Below are 12,071 nucleotides of genomic sequence, written 5' to 3'. Positions count from 1 at the left end.
TTAACGGTAACTAACCGGGACTTCACGGCACCATCCGAACTCGACGAGGCGGGCATCATGGCGGGCAGCGCAGGGGCGGCGGACTTCGATCTCTTCCGGATCTCCGAGGAGCACGAGATGCTCCGTGAGGCGGTGCGTTCGCTGGCCGAGGCGAAGATCGCTCCGTTCGCGGCGGAGGTGGACGAGCAGGGCCGGTTCCCGCAGGAGGCGTTGGACGCGTTGCAGGGCAATGATCTGCACGCGGTGCACGTGCCGGAGGAGTTCGGTGGTGCGGGGGCGGATGCGCTGGCGACGGTGATCGTGATCGAGGAGGTGGCGCGGGTGTGCGCCTCGTCGTCGTTGATCCCGGCGGTGAACAAGCTGGGGTCGCTGCCGGTGCAGTTGTCGGGGTCGGAGGAGTTGAAGGCGAAGTACCTGGGGGCGCTGGCCCGGGGTGAGGGGATGTTCTCGTACTGCCTGTCGGAGCCGGAGGCGGGTTCGGACGCGGCGGGGATGAAGACCCGGGCGGTGCGGGACGGGGACTTCTGGGTGCTGAACGGGGTGAAGCGCTGGATCACCAACGCCGGTGTGTCGGAGTTCTACACGGTGATGGCGGTGACGGATCCGGAGGCGCGGTCGAAGGGGATCTCGGCGTTCGTGGTGGAGAAGGGCGATGCGGGGGTGTCGTTCGGGGCTCCGGAGAAGAAGCTGGGGATCAAGGGGTCGCCGACGCGTGAGGTGTACTTCGACAATGTGCGGATTCCGGCGGACCGGATGATCGGTGCGGAGGGGACGGGGTTCGCGACGGCGATGCGGACGCTGGACCACACGCGGGTGACGATCGCGGCGCAGGCGTTGGGGATCGCGCAGGGGGCGTTGGACTACGCGAAGGGCTATGTGCGGGAGCGCAAGCAGTTCGGGAAGCCGATCGGGGACTTCCAGGGGGTGCAGTTCATGTTGGCGGACATGGCGATGAAGCTGGAGGCGGCGCGGCAGCTGACGTACGCGGCGGCGGCGAAGTCGCAGCGCGGGGACGGGGATCTGACGTTCTTCGGGGCGGCGGCGAAGTGCTTCGCGTCGGACGCGGCGATGGAGATCACGACGGACGCGGTGCAGCTGCTGGGCGGGTACGGGTACACCCGGGACTACCCGCTGGAGCGGATGATGCGGGACGCGAAGATCACGCAGATCTACGAGGGCACCAACCAGATCCAGCGCATCGTCATGGCCCGCAACCTGCCGTAAGGCGGCACCCGCCTGCTCCGGCGCGAACTGCGCTTCCGGCTCTTCCGGCCCCCGACCGCCCGTCCGCGGTCGGGGGCCGGCCGCGTTCCGGCCCGGGTCGGCCTTCGGGTGCCATTGGCGGAACCCTCCAAAGACTTCGCGTCCGAATCGGATGGCTGGCATGCCGGACCGATCGTCAGTTCCCTGGCAAGGTGGCGGAAGAGGCGAACAGCCGCCGGGCTCCCCCGTGCGGCGGGTTGTGCCTCGTTCACAAGCTCCAAACACCTCAGGGGGTTCGTTCGATGGGTGTCGACAACGGCGCTGTGCTGGTCACCGGGCTCGGGGCGACCACACCGCTCGGCGGGGACGCCGACTCGACCTGGGCGGCCATGCTGGCCGGGGAGTCGGGCATCGGCCCGATCGAGGAGGAGTGGGCCGCGGGGCTGCCGGTCCGGATCGCCGGGCGGCTCAGGGTCGAGCCGTCCGAGGTGATCGACCGGGTGCGGGCCCGCCGGCTGGACCGCTGCGAGCAGGTGGCGCTGATCGCCGCCCGGCAGGCCTGGGCCGACGCCGGGGCGCCCGGGGTGGAGCCGGAGCGGCTGGCCGTGGTGATTGGCACCGGCACCGGCGGCGCGCTCACCATGCTCGGGCAGGACGACGTGCTGGAGGCGTCCGGCGTGCGGAAGGTCTCCCCGCACACGGTGCCGATGCTGATGGCCAACGGGCCGGCCGCGTGGGTCTCCATCGAGCTGGGCGCGCGGGCCGGCGCGCACACCCCGGTGAGCGCCTGCGCGTCCGGCGCCGAGGCGATCGCGATGGGTCTGGACCTGATCCGGCTCGGGCGGGCGGACGTGGTGGTCGCCGGCGGCGCGGAGGCGTGCATCTGCCCGCTGCCGCTGGCCGGTTTCGCCCAGGCCAAGGCCCACTCGACCCGCAACGACGAGCCCGGGCGGGCCTCGCGTCCGTTCGACGTCGACCGGGACGGCTTCGTGATCGGCGAGGGCTCGGCGGTCGTCGTGCTGGAGCGCGCCGACTTCGCCGCCGCCCGCTCCGCCCGGGCGTACGCCCGGCTGGCCGGTGCGGCCGTCACCTCGGACGCCCACCACATCACGGGGGCCGCGGCGGAGGGGCAGGTCCGGGCGATGCGCCGGGCGGTGGCGGAGGCGGGGCTGGCCCCGCGCGACATCGGCCTGGTGCACGCCCACGCCACCTCGACGCCGCTGGGCGACCTGGTGGAGGCCGAGTCGGTCGCCGAGGCGATCGGCCGCCACCCGGCCGTCACCGCGACCAAGTCGATGACCGGCCACCTCTTCGGCGCGGCCGGGGCGGTCGGTGCGCTGGCCGCCGTGCTGGCCCTGCGGGACGGCGTGGTGCCGGCCACCCGGAACCTCGAACGGCTCGACCCGGCGGTCGGGTTGGACGTGGTGGCCGGAGCTCCCCGCCGCGGCGCGCTGACTGCCGCGCTCACCAACTCCTTCGGGTTCGGCGGGCACAACGCCTCGCTGGTCTTCACCCCCGCGCCGTGACGGCCAGGTGCCGTGACGGCTGGGTGCCGGGCGCCAGGTGCCGGGTGCGGGCCGGTGCCGCGGCGGTGCGCGCCGCGGTGCCCCGGGCGGCGGGAAAACCGGGCGACCCGGCCCGGGGATGATCGCTAAGGTCGGCGGCATGTCTATGCCATCCCCCGCCCTGCGGCTGGAACCGGTCACCCCGGCCACGATCGACGCCGCGCTCGCCCTGAAGGTCCGACCGGACCAGGAGCGGCTGGTGTCCCCGGTGGTCAAGTCGCTGGCCGAGGCCTACGTGCACGGTGACAGCGCCTGGCCCCGGCTGATCTTCGACGGCGATCGGCTGGTCGGGTTCGTGATGGCGTTCTTCGACATCACCTTCTACCCCGACCGGCCGGACGACCGCCCCCGCTCCGGCCTCTGGCGCCTCAACATCGCCGCCGGGGAGCAGGGCGGCGGCTGCGGCCGGTTCGCCGTCGAGCAGGTCGCCGCCGAGATCCGCCGCCGTGGCGGCCACCGGGTGACGGTCACCTACGTCCCCGGCGACGACGGCCCGGCCGGCTTCTACGCCCGCCTGGGCTTCAGGCCGACCGGCGAGCTCAGCGGCGACCAGGTGGTCGCCGAGCTCGACCTCGCGGCCGCCTGACGGCCGCCCGCCGGGGCCGGCTGCCCCGGGGGGACCGGCACGGAGCAGGACGTCGGCTCGGCCGACTTCCTGCTCCGTGCCGTTCTCGTCCCGCGCTCAGCCCGGCAGGCGGTACTCGGTCGAGGTGGAGCCCGGGTAGCGGCAGCAGCCGCGGTTCGTGGTGGTGGCGTTGTCGTCCGGCCCTCCGGCCGGAGTCAGTCGAGCAGCGCCGCGGCCGCCTGCCGAGCCCGGCGCAGCCACTGCGCGCGGGCGGCCTCGGCGGAGTCGGTCACGGTGCGAAAGACCAGGCGCCGGACGTCCGTCACCCCCACGTACGGCAGCACGCAGGCCGCCCAGATCCGCTCCAGCGGGTCGCCGAACTCGCCGTGCTCGCGCTCCTCCGGGGTGTCGGAGGTGTTCAGGACCAGCGCCCGCCCGGCCCGCAGCAGCCCGGCCGGCTCACCGTCCGCCGTGCCCAGCTTGTACGCCACCCCGGGTGCCAGCACCCGCTGCACCCACCCGGCCAGGACGGCCGGCGGCATGCCCCACCAGTTCGGGTGCACCAGGACCAGCGCGTCGAGCGTGGCCACCTCCCCGCGGTGCAGGGCGAGTTGCGGGTCGGTGGGGGCGGCGGCCGGGTCGACCGTTCCGGTCTCCTCGGCGGTCAGCGCCGGGGCGAACCCCTCGGCGTACAGGTCGTGCGCCAGCACCTCGCAGCCGCGAGCGCGCAGCTCGTCCACCACGGCCTCGTACAGTGCGTGGTTGAAGCTCCCCGGTCGCGGGTGCGCCAGGTACACCCCGACCCGTTGCACGCCCATCTGCCGTTCCCCCTCGCGCTCCGTTGGCCTCCGCCCATCCTAGGGAGGGGCGGTCGGGGCCTTGGGTCGCGGGTGGCCGGCGGGTAGGGTGCCAGGCCATGACCGAGCCCGAATTCCTGTCCGAGACCCGGGTGTTCTACGACGCCATCGCCGTCGACTACGCCGCGCGCTTCCGTGACGTGTCGGCGGAGCGCCCGCTGGACCGCGCGATGCTGGCCGCCTTCGCCGACCTGGTCCGGGCCGACGGCGGTGGGCCGGTGGCGGAACTCGGCTGCGGCACCGGCCGGGTGACGGCCCATCTGCACCGGCTCGGGCTGGACGTCCTCGGCATCGACCTCTCCCCGGGAATGCTCGCGACGGCCCGCGCGGAGCACCCGGAGCTGCGCTTCGAGGTGGGTTCGCTGCTCGACCTCCCGCTGCCCGACGCCGCGCTGGCCGGCGCGGTGGCCTGGTACTCGATCATCCACACCCCGCGGGAGCGGCTGCCGGAGGTCTTCGCGGAGTTCCACCGCGTGCTCGCGCCGGGCGGCCACCTGCTGCTCGCCTTCCAGGTGGGCGACGAGCCGCTCCGGATCGAGCAAGCCTTCGGGCTCCCGGTCGCGCTGGACTTCCGCCGTCGCCGGCCCGAGCTGGTCGCGGAGCTGGCGGCGGGGGCCGGGCTGGAGGTCACCACCCGGCTGGTCCGCGAGCGCGGCCGGGAGGAGACGGCTCCGCAGGCCGTGCTCCTCGCGCGCCGCCCGGCGTAGCGGGCCGGGGCGTGAGGTCCGGGCCCCGGGGCGCGGGGTCCGGGGTTGTCGCGCATGAGCCCGCCCGGCATGCCATGATCCCTGCATGGGTTCCAACGTTTACTTCGACATCACCATCAACGACGAGCCGGCCGGCCGGATCGTCTTCACGCTGTTCGACGACGTCGTCCCGAAGACCGCCCGCAACTTCCGCGAGCTGGCCACCGGTGAGCACGGCTTCGGCTACGCCGGCTCGTCGTTCCACCGTGTCATCCCCAACTTCATGCTGCAGGGCGGTGACTTCACCCGCGGTGACGGCACCGGCGGCAAGAGCATCTACGGCGCGAAGTTCGAGGACGAGAACTTCCAGCTCAAGCACACCAAGCCGGGTCAGCTGTCGATGGCCAACGCCGGCCGCAACACCAACGGCTCGCAGTTCTTCATCACCACCATCGTGACCGACTGGCTGGACGGCAAGCACGTCGTCTTCGGCGAGGTCGTCGATGGCATGGACCTGGTGAAGAAGATCGAGTCGCTGGGCTCGCAGAGCGGCCGCACCAAGGCGAAGATCACCATCGCCGCGTCGGGCATCGTGGAGTAACAACGACCACACCGCGGCGGCACCGCCGCGGGCGTGAGCGCAGCGAGGGGCAGGGCGTCGGACCGACCGACTCCCTGCCCCTCGCGCTTTCCCGGCCCGGCGGGCGTTCCCGACCCGACCCGACCCGACCCGACCCGGCGCCGGCGGCCGTCACACCGCCGCGGCGACGGCGACGGCGACGAACAGCACCTGCTCCGCGGTCCGCGCGGGCAGCGGGGTCACCGGCTTCCCGGCGAGGGTGAGCCCGCGCCGGGCCGCGGAGACGTTGGCCGGGAACATCGCCAGCATCAGCAGGGCGAGGCCGCCCGCCGCGAAGGGCGCGAGCGGGGGCACCGCGAGCCCCACGGCGCCGGCGAGCTCCAGGACGCCGGTGAGGGTGACCAACAGGGCGGGCCGGGGGAGCGCGGGCGGGACCATCGCGGCGAACTCACGCCGCCAGGACGGGATGAAGTGCGGCACGCCGGTGGTGACGAACATCAGCGCGAGCCCGCCGCGCAGGGCGGGCTGCCAGGCGTCGAGCCCGTCCACGGCGAACAGACCGAGCAACCGGAGGGCGGCGAACCCTCCGACGAGGGCGATGAGCGGGGCCATCTCTGTTCTCCAATCTTGTCGTTGGAAAGATTGCTGTCCGACGGGTCATCTTGTCAATGACTAGATATGGTGGAGGGACGAACGAGAGTGGAGGTGGGACAGATCAGCCAGTCGAGCTATCACCACGGGAACCTGCGGCGGGCCGTCCTGGACGCGGCGCTGGAGGCCATCGGCGAGTCCGGCCCGTCGGGGTGGAGCCTGCGCGAGCTGGCCCGGCGGGCGGGCGTCTCGCACGCGGCGCCGGCGCACCACTTCGGGGACAAGACGGGAGTGCTGACGGCGGTCGCGGCGGAGGGGTTCGCACTCTTCGCGGACAGCCTGGAGCGCGCCGCGGACGACCCGTACGGCGCCGGCGTGGCGTACGTGCGCTTCGCCGTGGACCACCGGGCGTACTTCGAGGTGATGTTCCGGCCCGAGCTCTACCGGACGGACGACCCCGAGGCCGCCGTGGCCCGGGACCGCGCGGGTGCGGTGCTCGCCGAGAGTGCGCGCAAGCTGGCGCCGGGCGGGGGCTCGGAGCGGGCGACCACGCTCGCGGCCTGGTCGGTGGCGCACGGCTTCGCCGGTCTCTGGCTGAACGGCGCGCTGCCGGAGAGCGCGGAGGGGAACGTCGAAGAGGTCGCCCGTTCGGTGCTGGAGCTGGTCTTCCGGCGCGACCGGTAGCGCGACGGACGGCGCGACGGACGGTGCGGCCGACAGGCGCCCGGGCGGCCGGAGTGGGAAGTCGGCAGGTCCGACTTCCCACGCCGGGCACCCCGGGCCGCGCCGACCGCGGAGACGGTCAGCGGCGCTCGACGACCACGGATTCGATGACGACGTCCTCCACCGGCCGGTCGTCGGCCCCGGTCGACGTGGCGGCGATCGCGTCGACCACCTGCTGCGAGGCGGCGCCGGCCACCTCGCCGAAGACGGTGTGCTTGCGGTTCAGGTGCGGCGTCGCCTTCACGGTGATGAAGAACTGCGAACCGTTCGTGCCGGGGCCGGAGTTGGCCATCGCCAGCAGGTAGGGGCGGCCGAAGAAGAGCTCCGGGTGGAACTCGTCCGGGAACTCGTACCCCGGGCCGCCGGTGCCGTCGCCCAGCGGGTCGCCGCCCTGGATCATGAAGCCGGGGATCACCCGGTGGAACAGGGTGCCGTCGTAGAGCCGGTCGGTGCTCGGCTCACCGGTCCCAGGGTGGGTCCACTCGCGCCGGCCCTCGGCGAGCTCGACGAAGTTGCGGACGGTCTTGGGCGCCTGGAACTCGAAGAGCCGGAGGGTGATGTCGCCGCGGTTGGTCTTGAGGACGGCGTAGAGCTGCTGGGCCACGATCTGCCTTCGGTAGCTGGACGGGGTGCCTGCCGATCCTGCCACGGCGCGGGCCGAGAGGCCGGGCACTGCTCGGAGCGGGGCCCTAGGACCAATGTCCGATGGCACACCGCCCCCGGCCCGGGTGGAATGGGCGAATGGATCACCCCACGCCGTTCGACGGCCTGACCGAAACCCAGCGGGACGCCTACCTGGCCCGGATCGGCGTACCGGCGCCCGGCCGGCCGTCCCCGGAGGCGCTGGCGGAGCTCCAGCTCGCCCACCTGCAGACGGTGCCGTTCGAGAACCTCAGCATCCACCTCGGCGAGCCCGTGGTGCTCGAACCGGGCGCACTGGTGGAGAAGGTCGTGACCCGCCGCCGCGGCGGCTTCTGCTACGAGCTCAACGGCTCCTTCGCCGAGTTGCTGCGCTCCCTCGGCTACAAGGTGAGCCTGCTGTCGGCCCGCGTCTTCGCCGACGACCGGCCGGGCCCGCCGTTGGACCACCTGGCGCTGCGGGTGGACCTCGACGAGCCGTGGCTGGTCGACGTCGGCTTCGGCCGCTTCAGCCGGCAGCCGCTCCGCCTCGACGAGCGCGGCCCGCAGACCGATCCGGCCGGCGGGTTCACCCTCGTGCCGGGCGGCGACGACGAGCTGGACGTGCTGATGGACGGCAAGCCGCAGTACCGGCTGGGCCTGCGGCCGTACCCGCTGGCGGACTTCGTGCCGACCTGCTGGTGGCAGACCACCTCGCCGGACTCGCACTTCACCCGCTCGACCACCTGCACGCTGCCGACCCCCGAGGGCGGCCGGGTCACGCTCAGCGGCACCCGGCTGATCCGCACCGCCGCCGACGGCGCCCGCACCGAGGAACTCCTGGACGAGGCGGCCGCGTTGGCGGCCTACCGCACGTTCTTCGGCATCACCCTGGACCGCCTCCCCGTCGCGCCCGCCGCCCGGGTGCAGTAGCCGCGGCCGCGCGGCCCGTCCGGGCCCGGCGCCGGCGTGCAGGGGGCGTGGGGGAACGAACGCGCGGGGGGGCGTGAGCGGGGCCGGGCAGCTGCCCGGCCCCGCTCACGCCCCCCCTCCGCCCGGGCCTACTTCACGTCCGGCACGGCGGTGTCGTTCTTGAAGGCGTCGAAGACCTGCTTGGCCTTGGCGCTGTCCCACTTGACCGCCGACTCGCCGGTGCTGGTCCGGAAGTCCGGGTTGGCGATCGGGACGGTGATGCTCTTGCCGCCGCCGCCGTTGACGTCCTTCATGGCGAGGAAGAGCGAGCCGAGGTCGGTCAGCCCGGCGTCCTCGTCGACGATCAGGGTGCCCAGGCCCGAGTCCACCAGCGGGTAGAAGGTGAACGGGTTCAGCAGCGTCGCCGGCGAGGCGGCCTGCTTGGCCAGCGCGCCGAGGAACTTCTGCTGGTTGCGCATCCGGCCGAGGTCCTGGTCGGCCATCTGGTGGCGCTGGCGGACGAAGGCGAGCGCCTGGGTGCCGGTCAGGCTCTGGCAGCCGGCCTTGAGGTCGAGGCCGGAGTCCTTGTCCTTGACGTCCTGTTCGATGCACATGTCCACGCCGCCGACCGAGTCGACGATGCCGACGAACCCGGCGAAGCCGATCTCGGCGTAGTGGTCGATCCGGATGCCGGTGTTCAGCTCGACGGTCTGCGCGAGCAGCTTGCCGCCGCCCGCCGCGAAAGCGGAGTTGATCTTCGAGGTGGTGGCCTTGACGGTCTTCCCGTTGTCGCCCGGGTGCTCGGGGATCGGCACCCAGGAGTCGCGCGGGATGCTCATCAGGGTGTTCCCGTTGTCCCCGATGTGCAGGATCATCATCGAGTCGCTGCGCTTGCCGCCCGCGTGCCCGGTGTGCAGGTCCTCCTCCTGGGAGTCGGAGAGCCCGTTGCGGCTGTCGGAGCCGACGATCAGCCAGTTGGTGCCCTTGCCCGCGGCGGGGCGGCCGGCGTAGTCGGTCAGCACGTTCTCGTGGTTGAGCTTGGAGTCGGCCCAGAACCAGGTGGAGACGGCGGTGACCATCAGCGCGATCACCACGCCGAAGACCGACCACTTGACGATCCGGCGCCGCGGCCAGCGCGACGCGCGGGCGGTGGTGGGCGGCTGGGCGCCGCCCGGGCCTATCGGCCCGCCGGGCGCACCGGGGCCTCCGGGCGCGCCCGGTGCCTGCTGGGGCGGCACCCCCGGGCGACCGTCCGGCTGCCCGTAGGCCTGCGGCTGACCGTAGGCGGTCTCGCCGTAGCCCTGGTCGCCGTACCCGGGCGCGCCGTAGCCCTGCTGCCCGCCGTAGCCGGGGGCCGGCGCCGGCGCGTTCCCCAGCGGGGCCCGCTCGTGGCCCTGCGGCTGCCGCGGCGCCGGGGCGCCCGGCCCGCGCGGGTTCAGCGACGGGGGGAGCGGCGGCTCGGCCGCCGTACCGCCCCCGCCCTGCCCGTACGCGCCGCCGCTGCCGCTGCCGTACGAGTTCCCGCCGCCGCCCGGGCGGCCCTCCTGCCACGTGTTCATGTGGGAGAGGATGCCCGACGCCGGTTGCGGTGACTCCCCCCGGGGCCCCCACCAGGCGCCTTGTAGCAGATTTGATGCACGTGCCGGATCGTTCCGCGGCAACGTCCCGCGGAGGTCCGCGCGCCGTCCGTCCCCCTGCTCACTCCCGCCCCGTCCGTCCCGTGCGCCGTCTCAGCATGCGTCGCGGCCGGTGTTCGCCTGCCGGAACGATCCTTGACCGCCCGGAACGCAGCGTGTTTGCATGACCGCCATGGATCAGCGAAGGACTCTCACGCGTCGGCGGCACGTCGACCTCCAGCGTGTGTCCTGTTCGCTCTGTCGTGGCTGACGCGCGCCCCTAGGCCTCGTCCCGGCCCGCTCCGGCCGAGAACCCCCCCTCCCGTTCCGCCTCCGCTCCGCGGTGGCGTCGGCGCCGCGTCGTCTCCTCGTACCGCCGCTCCACGCGGCGCCGATCCGCTCGCCCGGCGCCGTCGTCCCGCTCCCGCGGCGCCGCCCGTCCCCTCGGCGCTGCCCCGCTTCCCGCCCCGAGGTGAACCCATGGCCACCGTCCTGTCCGTCTCCGGCTCCCCGTCCGCGACCTCCCGCACCACCCGCCTGCTGCGCCACGTCGACGCCCGGCTGGAGGCCCGCGGCCACCGCGTCGTCCCCTTCGAGGCGCGCAGCCTGCCCGCGCACGCCCTGCTCTCGGGGGACTTCGGGCACCCCGCGATCGTCGCCGCCGCCGAGCTGTTCGCCGAGGCGGACGGCGTGGTCATCGGCACACCGGTCTACAAGGCGGCCTACTCGGGCCTGCTGAAGGCCCTGCTGGACGTGCTGCCGCAGTACGCGCTGACCGGCAAGGCCGTCCTGCCGCTGGCCACCGGCGGCTCCACCGCGCACGTCCTCGCGGTGGACTACGCGCTGCGCCCGGTGCTCAACTCGATGGGCGCCGGCCACATCACCCAGGGCTGGTTCGTGCTCGACCGCCACATCACCGTCCGGGAGGACGGCGCCACGGCGGTCGAGCGCGAGACGGACGTGCTGCTGACGCCCGTGGTCGACGGGTTCGCGACCGCGCTGGAGCGGCTCGCCGCGCCCGTCCTGACCTGCTGACCGGGGGTCGCGCGGGCCCCCGTACGGGCGGACCCTGAGGAGGGCGGCGGCTACCCCTAGGGGGAGGGGTACCCCGCCCCGTACAACTACGGTTGTGCGGCTTCATACCGGCGGATGACGAGCTGTTCGCCCGGCTCTCCTAACGTGGATCACATCCCCGCCCGTCCGAACGGGGCCCGGTTCTGCCGGGTCGGACACCCCGGTCTACCGGGAGGGTGGGGTCAACTCCCGGTCGAGGACTATCCCCTCCACCATGTCGCAGCACAGGTGGGGTCGGCGAGGCTGGGGGCAACGGGTGGGCCCACTTCTTAGGAGACTCCAGTGACGACGGCACCAGCAGCCGTGTACGACTCCCAGCTTCCCGGCGGCACCGGTGCCGTCGCCGCCTCGGCACGCCAGGTCACCAAGGCCTACGGCAGTGGCGAGACCAGGGTCACCGCGCTGGACGCGGTCGACGTGGACATCCAGCGCGGCCGCTTCACCGCGATCATGGGACCGTCGGGCTCCGGCAAGTCGACCCTGATGCACTGCCTGGCCGGCCTGGACACCGTGACCGAGGGCCGGATCTGGATCGGCGAGACCGAGATCACCGGCCTGAAGGACAAGCAGCTCACCAAGCTGCGCCGGGACAAGATCGGCTTCATCTTCCAGGCCTTCAACCTGCTCCCCACGCTGAACGCGCTGGAGAACATCACGCTCCCGATGGACATCGCCGGCCGCAAGCCGGACACCGCCTGGCTGGATCAGGTGGTCGAGACCGTGGGCCTGGCCGGCCGGCTCAAGCACCGCCCGACCCAGCTGTCCGGCGGCCAGCAGCAGCGCGTCGCGGTGGCCCGGGCGCTGGCCGCCCGCCCCGAGATCATCTTCGGGGACGAGCCCACCGGGAACCTCGACTCCCGGGCCGGCGCCGAGGTGCTCACCTTCCTGCGCCGCTCGGTCGACGAGCTGGGCCAGACCATCGTCATGGTCACCCACGACCCGGTCGCCGCCGGCTACGCGGACCGCGTGCTCTTCCTCGCCGACGGCGTGATCGTCGACGAGATGCACGCCCCGACCGCCGACTCCGTCCTCGAACGCATGCGCCGTTTCGACGGCAAGCGCACCAGCTGAGCGGGCGGGC

14 protein-coding genes are annotated in these 12,071 nt (G+C 73.3%); 10 read left to right on the top strand and 4 right to left on the bottom strand.

All coding sequences use genetic code 11. The features are described from left to right. Positions 1-57: 57 nt before the first annotated feature. The 3 genes from RMN57_RS15935 (at position 58) to RMN57_RS15925 (ending at position 3,354) form a co-directional block, all read left to right on the top strand. Positions 58-1,224: an acyl-CoA dehydrogenase family protein gene (locus RMN57_RS15935; protein ID WP_313764049.1), complete on the top strand. Its 1,167-nt coding sequence runs from the start codon at positions 58-60 to the stop codon at positions 1,222-1,224. Between the two features lie 281 nt (positions 1,225-1,505). Then, a complete protein-coding gene (locus RMN57_RS15930; RefSeq protein WP_313764048.1) occupies positions 1,506-2,729 on the top strand; it encodes a beta-ketoacyl-[acyl-carrier-protein] synthase family protein in 1,224 nt (407 codons plus the stop codon). Positions 2,730-2,874: 145 nt separating this feature from the next. Further along, positions 2,875-3,354, top strand: a complete 480-nt coding sequence (locus RMN57_RS15925) for a GNAT family N-acetyltransferase (protein WP_313767844.1) — start codon at positions 2,875-2,877, stop codon at positions 3,352-3,354. 194 nt (positions 3,355-3,548) lie between these two features. Here the strand turns inward: RMN57_RS15925 and RMN57_RS15920 are convergent, their stop codons facing one another. Next, positions 3,549-4,151 carry an NAD(P)H-dependent oxidoreductase gene (locus tag RMN57_RS15920; protein ID WP_313764047.1) on the bottom strand — a complete coding sequence of 201 codons (603 nt, stop codon included), beginning with the start codon at positions 4,149-4,151 and terminating at the stop codon, positions 3,549-3,551. 98 nt (positions 4,152-4,249) lie between these two features. Here RMN57_RS15920 and RMN57_RS15915 point away from each other — a divergent pair, with 98 nt between their 5' ends. Next, positions 4,250-4,897: a class I SAM-dependent methyltransferase gene (locus RMN57_RS15915; protein WP_313764046.1), complete on the top strand. Its 648-nt coding sequence runs from the start codon at positions 4,250-4,252 to the stop codon at positions 4,895-4,897. Between the two features lie 85 nt (positions 4,898-4,982). Beyond that, positions 4,983-5,477 carry a peptidylprolyl isomerase gene (locus RMN57_RS15910; protein WP_313764045.1) on the top strand — a complete coding sequence of 165 codons (495 nt, stop codon included), beginning with the start codon at positions 4,983-4,985 and terminating at the stop codon, positions 5,475-5,477. Positions 5,478-5,627: 150 nt separating this feature from the next. Here RMN57_RS15910 and RMN57_RS15905 read toward each other — a convergent pair whose 3' ends face one another. Then, positions 5,628-6,068 (bottom strand): DoxX family protein, encoded by a 441-nt coding sequence (locus RMN57_RS15905; RefSeq protein WP_313764044.1) that lies wholly within the window; start codon positions 6,066-6,068, stop codon positions 5,628-5,630. 102 nt (positions 6,069-6,170) lie between these two features. On the opposite strand from RMN57_RS15905, the gene RMN57_RS15900 reads away from it, so the two are divergent. Next, positions 6,171-6,731 carry a TetR/AcrR family transcriptional regulator gene (locus RMN57_RS15900; RefSeq protein WP_313767843.1) on the top strand — a complete coding sequence of 187 codons (561 nt, stop codon included), beginning with the start codon at positions 6,171-6,173 and terminating at the stop codon, positions 6,729-6,731. Positions 6,732-6,849: 118 nt separating this feature from the next. Here RMN57_RS15900 and RMN57_RS15895 read toward each other — a convergent pair whose 3' ends face one another. Further along, on the bottom strand, positions 6,850-7,374 hold the full coding sequence (locus RMN57_RS15895; RefSeq protein WP_313767842.1) for a peptidylprolyl isomerase: 525 nt from the start codon (positions 7,372-7,374) through the stop codon (positions 6,850-6,852). 137 nt (positions 7,375-7,511) lie between these two features. Between RMN57_RS15895 and RMN57_RS15890 the strand changes: the two genes are divergently transcribed. Next, the gene (locus RMN57_RS15890) at positions 7,512-8,321 is read left to right on the top strand and encodes an arylamine N-acetyltransferase (protein WP_313764043.1); all 810 of its coding nucleotides are present in this window, start codon (positions 7,512-7,514) and stop codon (positions 8,319-8,321) included. Between the two features lie 128 nt (positions 8,322-8,449). Here the strand turns inward: RMN57_RS15890 and RMN57_RS15885 are convergent, their stop codons facing one another. Continuing rightward, on the bottom strand, positions 8,450-9,859 hold the full coding sequence (locus RMN57_RS15885; protein ID WP_313764042.1) for an LCP family protein: 1,410 nt from the start codon (positions 9,857-9,859) through the stop codon (positions 8,450-8,452). Between the two features lie 241 nt (positions 9,860-10,100). On the opposite strand from RMN57_RS15885, the gene RMN57_RS37075 reads away from it, so the two are divergent. The 3 genes from RMN57_RS37075 to RMN57_RS15875 all read left to right on the top strand — a co-directional run bounded on the left by RMN57_RS37075 (position 10,101) and on the right by RMN57_RS15875 (position 12,061). After that, positions 10,101-10,187 carry a putative leader peptide gene (locus RMN57_RS37075; protein ID WP_396327989.1) on the top strand — a complete coding sequence of 29 codons (87 nt, stop codon included), beginning with the start codon at positions 10,101-10,103 and terminating at the stop codon, positions 10,185-10,187. A gap of 209 nt (positions 10,188-10,396) precedes the next feature. Beyond that, the gene (gene ssuE / locus RMN57_RS15880) at positions 10,397-10,951 is read left to right on the top strand and encodes an NADPH-dependent FMN reductase (RefSeq protein WP_313764041.1); all 555 of its coding nucleotides are present in this window, start codon (positions 10,397-10,399) and stop codon (positions 10,949-10,951) included. Between the two features lie 342 nt (positions 10,952-11,293). Then, the gene (locus tag RMN57_RS15875) at positions 11,294-12,061 is read left to right on the top strand and encodes an ABC transporter ATP-binding protein (protein ID WP_238863033.1); all 768 of its coding nucleotides are present in this window, start codon (positions 11,294-11,296) and stop codon (positions 12,059-12,061) included. Positions 12,062-12,071 lie beyond the last annotated feature (10 nt).

Source organism: Kitasatospora sp. CM 4170 (genome assembly GCF_032110285.1).
Taxonomy (GTDB): Bacteria; Actinomycetota; Actinomycetes; order Streptomycetales; family Streptomycetaceae; genus Kitasatospora; species Kitasatospora aburaviensis.
This window is presented reverse-complemented; position numbering and strand designations above follow the sequence as displayed.

Bases quoted from the DNA above. Each gene is read 5' to 3' on its own strand.
- RMN57_RS15935 (WP_313764049.1), top strand. From the start codon at position 58: ATGGCGGGCAGCGCAGGGGCGGCGGACTTCGATCTCTTCCGGATCTCC.
- RMN57_RS15930 (WP_313764048.1), top strand. From the start codon at position 1,506: ATGGGTGTCGACAACGGCGCTGTGCTGGTCACCGGGCTCGGGGCGACC.
- RMN57_RS15925 (WP_313767844.1), top strand. From the start codon at position 2,875: ATGCCATCCCCCGCCCTGCGGCTGGAACCGGTCACCCCGGCCACGATC.
- RMN57_RS15920 (WP_313764047.1), bottom strand. From the start codon at position 4,151: ATGGGCGTGCAACGGGTCGGGGTGTACCTGGCGCACCCGCGACCGGGG.
- RMN57_RS15915 (WP_313764046.1), top strand. From the start codon at position 4,250: ATGACCGAGCCCGAATTCCTGTCCGAGACCCGGGTGTTCTACGACGCC.
- RMN57_RS15910 (WP_313764045.1), top strand. From the start codon at position 4,983: ATGGGTTCCAACGTTTACTTCGACATCACCATCAACGACGAGCCGGCC.
- RMN57_RS15905 (WP_313764044.1), bottom strand. From the start codon at position 6,068: ATGGCCCCGCTCATCGCCCTCGTCGGAGGGTTCGCCGCCCTCCGGTTG.
- RMN57_RS15890 (WP_313764043.1), top strand. From the start codon at position 7,512: ATGGATCACCCCACGCCGTTCGACGGCCTGACCGAAACCCAGCGGGAC.
- RMN57_RS15885 (WP_313764042.1), bottom strand. From the start codon at position 9,859: ATGAACACGTGGCAGGAGGGCCGCCCGGGCGGCGGCGGGAACTCGTAC.
- RMN57_RS37075 (WP_396327989.1), top strand. From the start codon at position 10,101: ATGACCGCCATGGATCAGCGAAGGACTCTCACGCGTCGGCGGCACGTC.
- ssuE (WP_313764041.1), top strand. From the start codon at position 10,397: ATGGCCACCGTCCTGTCCGTCTCCGGCTCCCCGTCCGCGACCTCCCGC.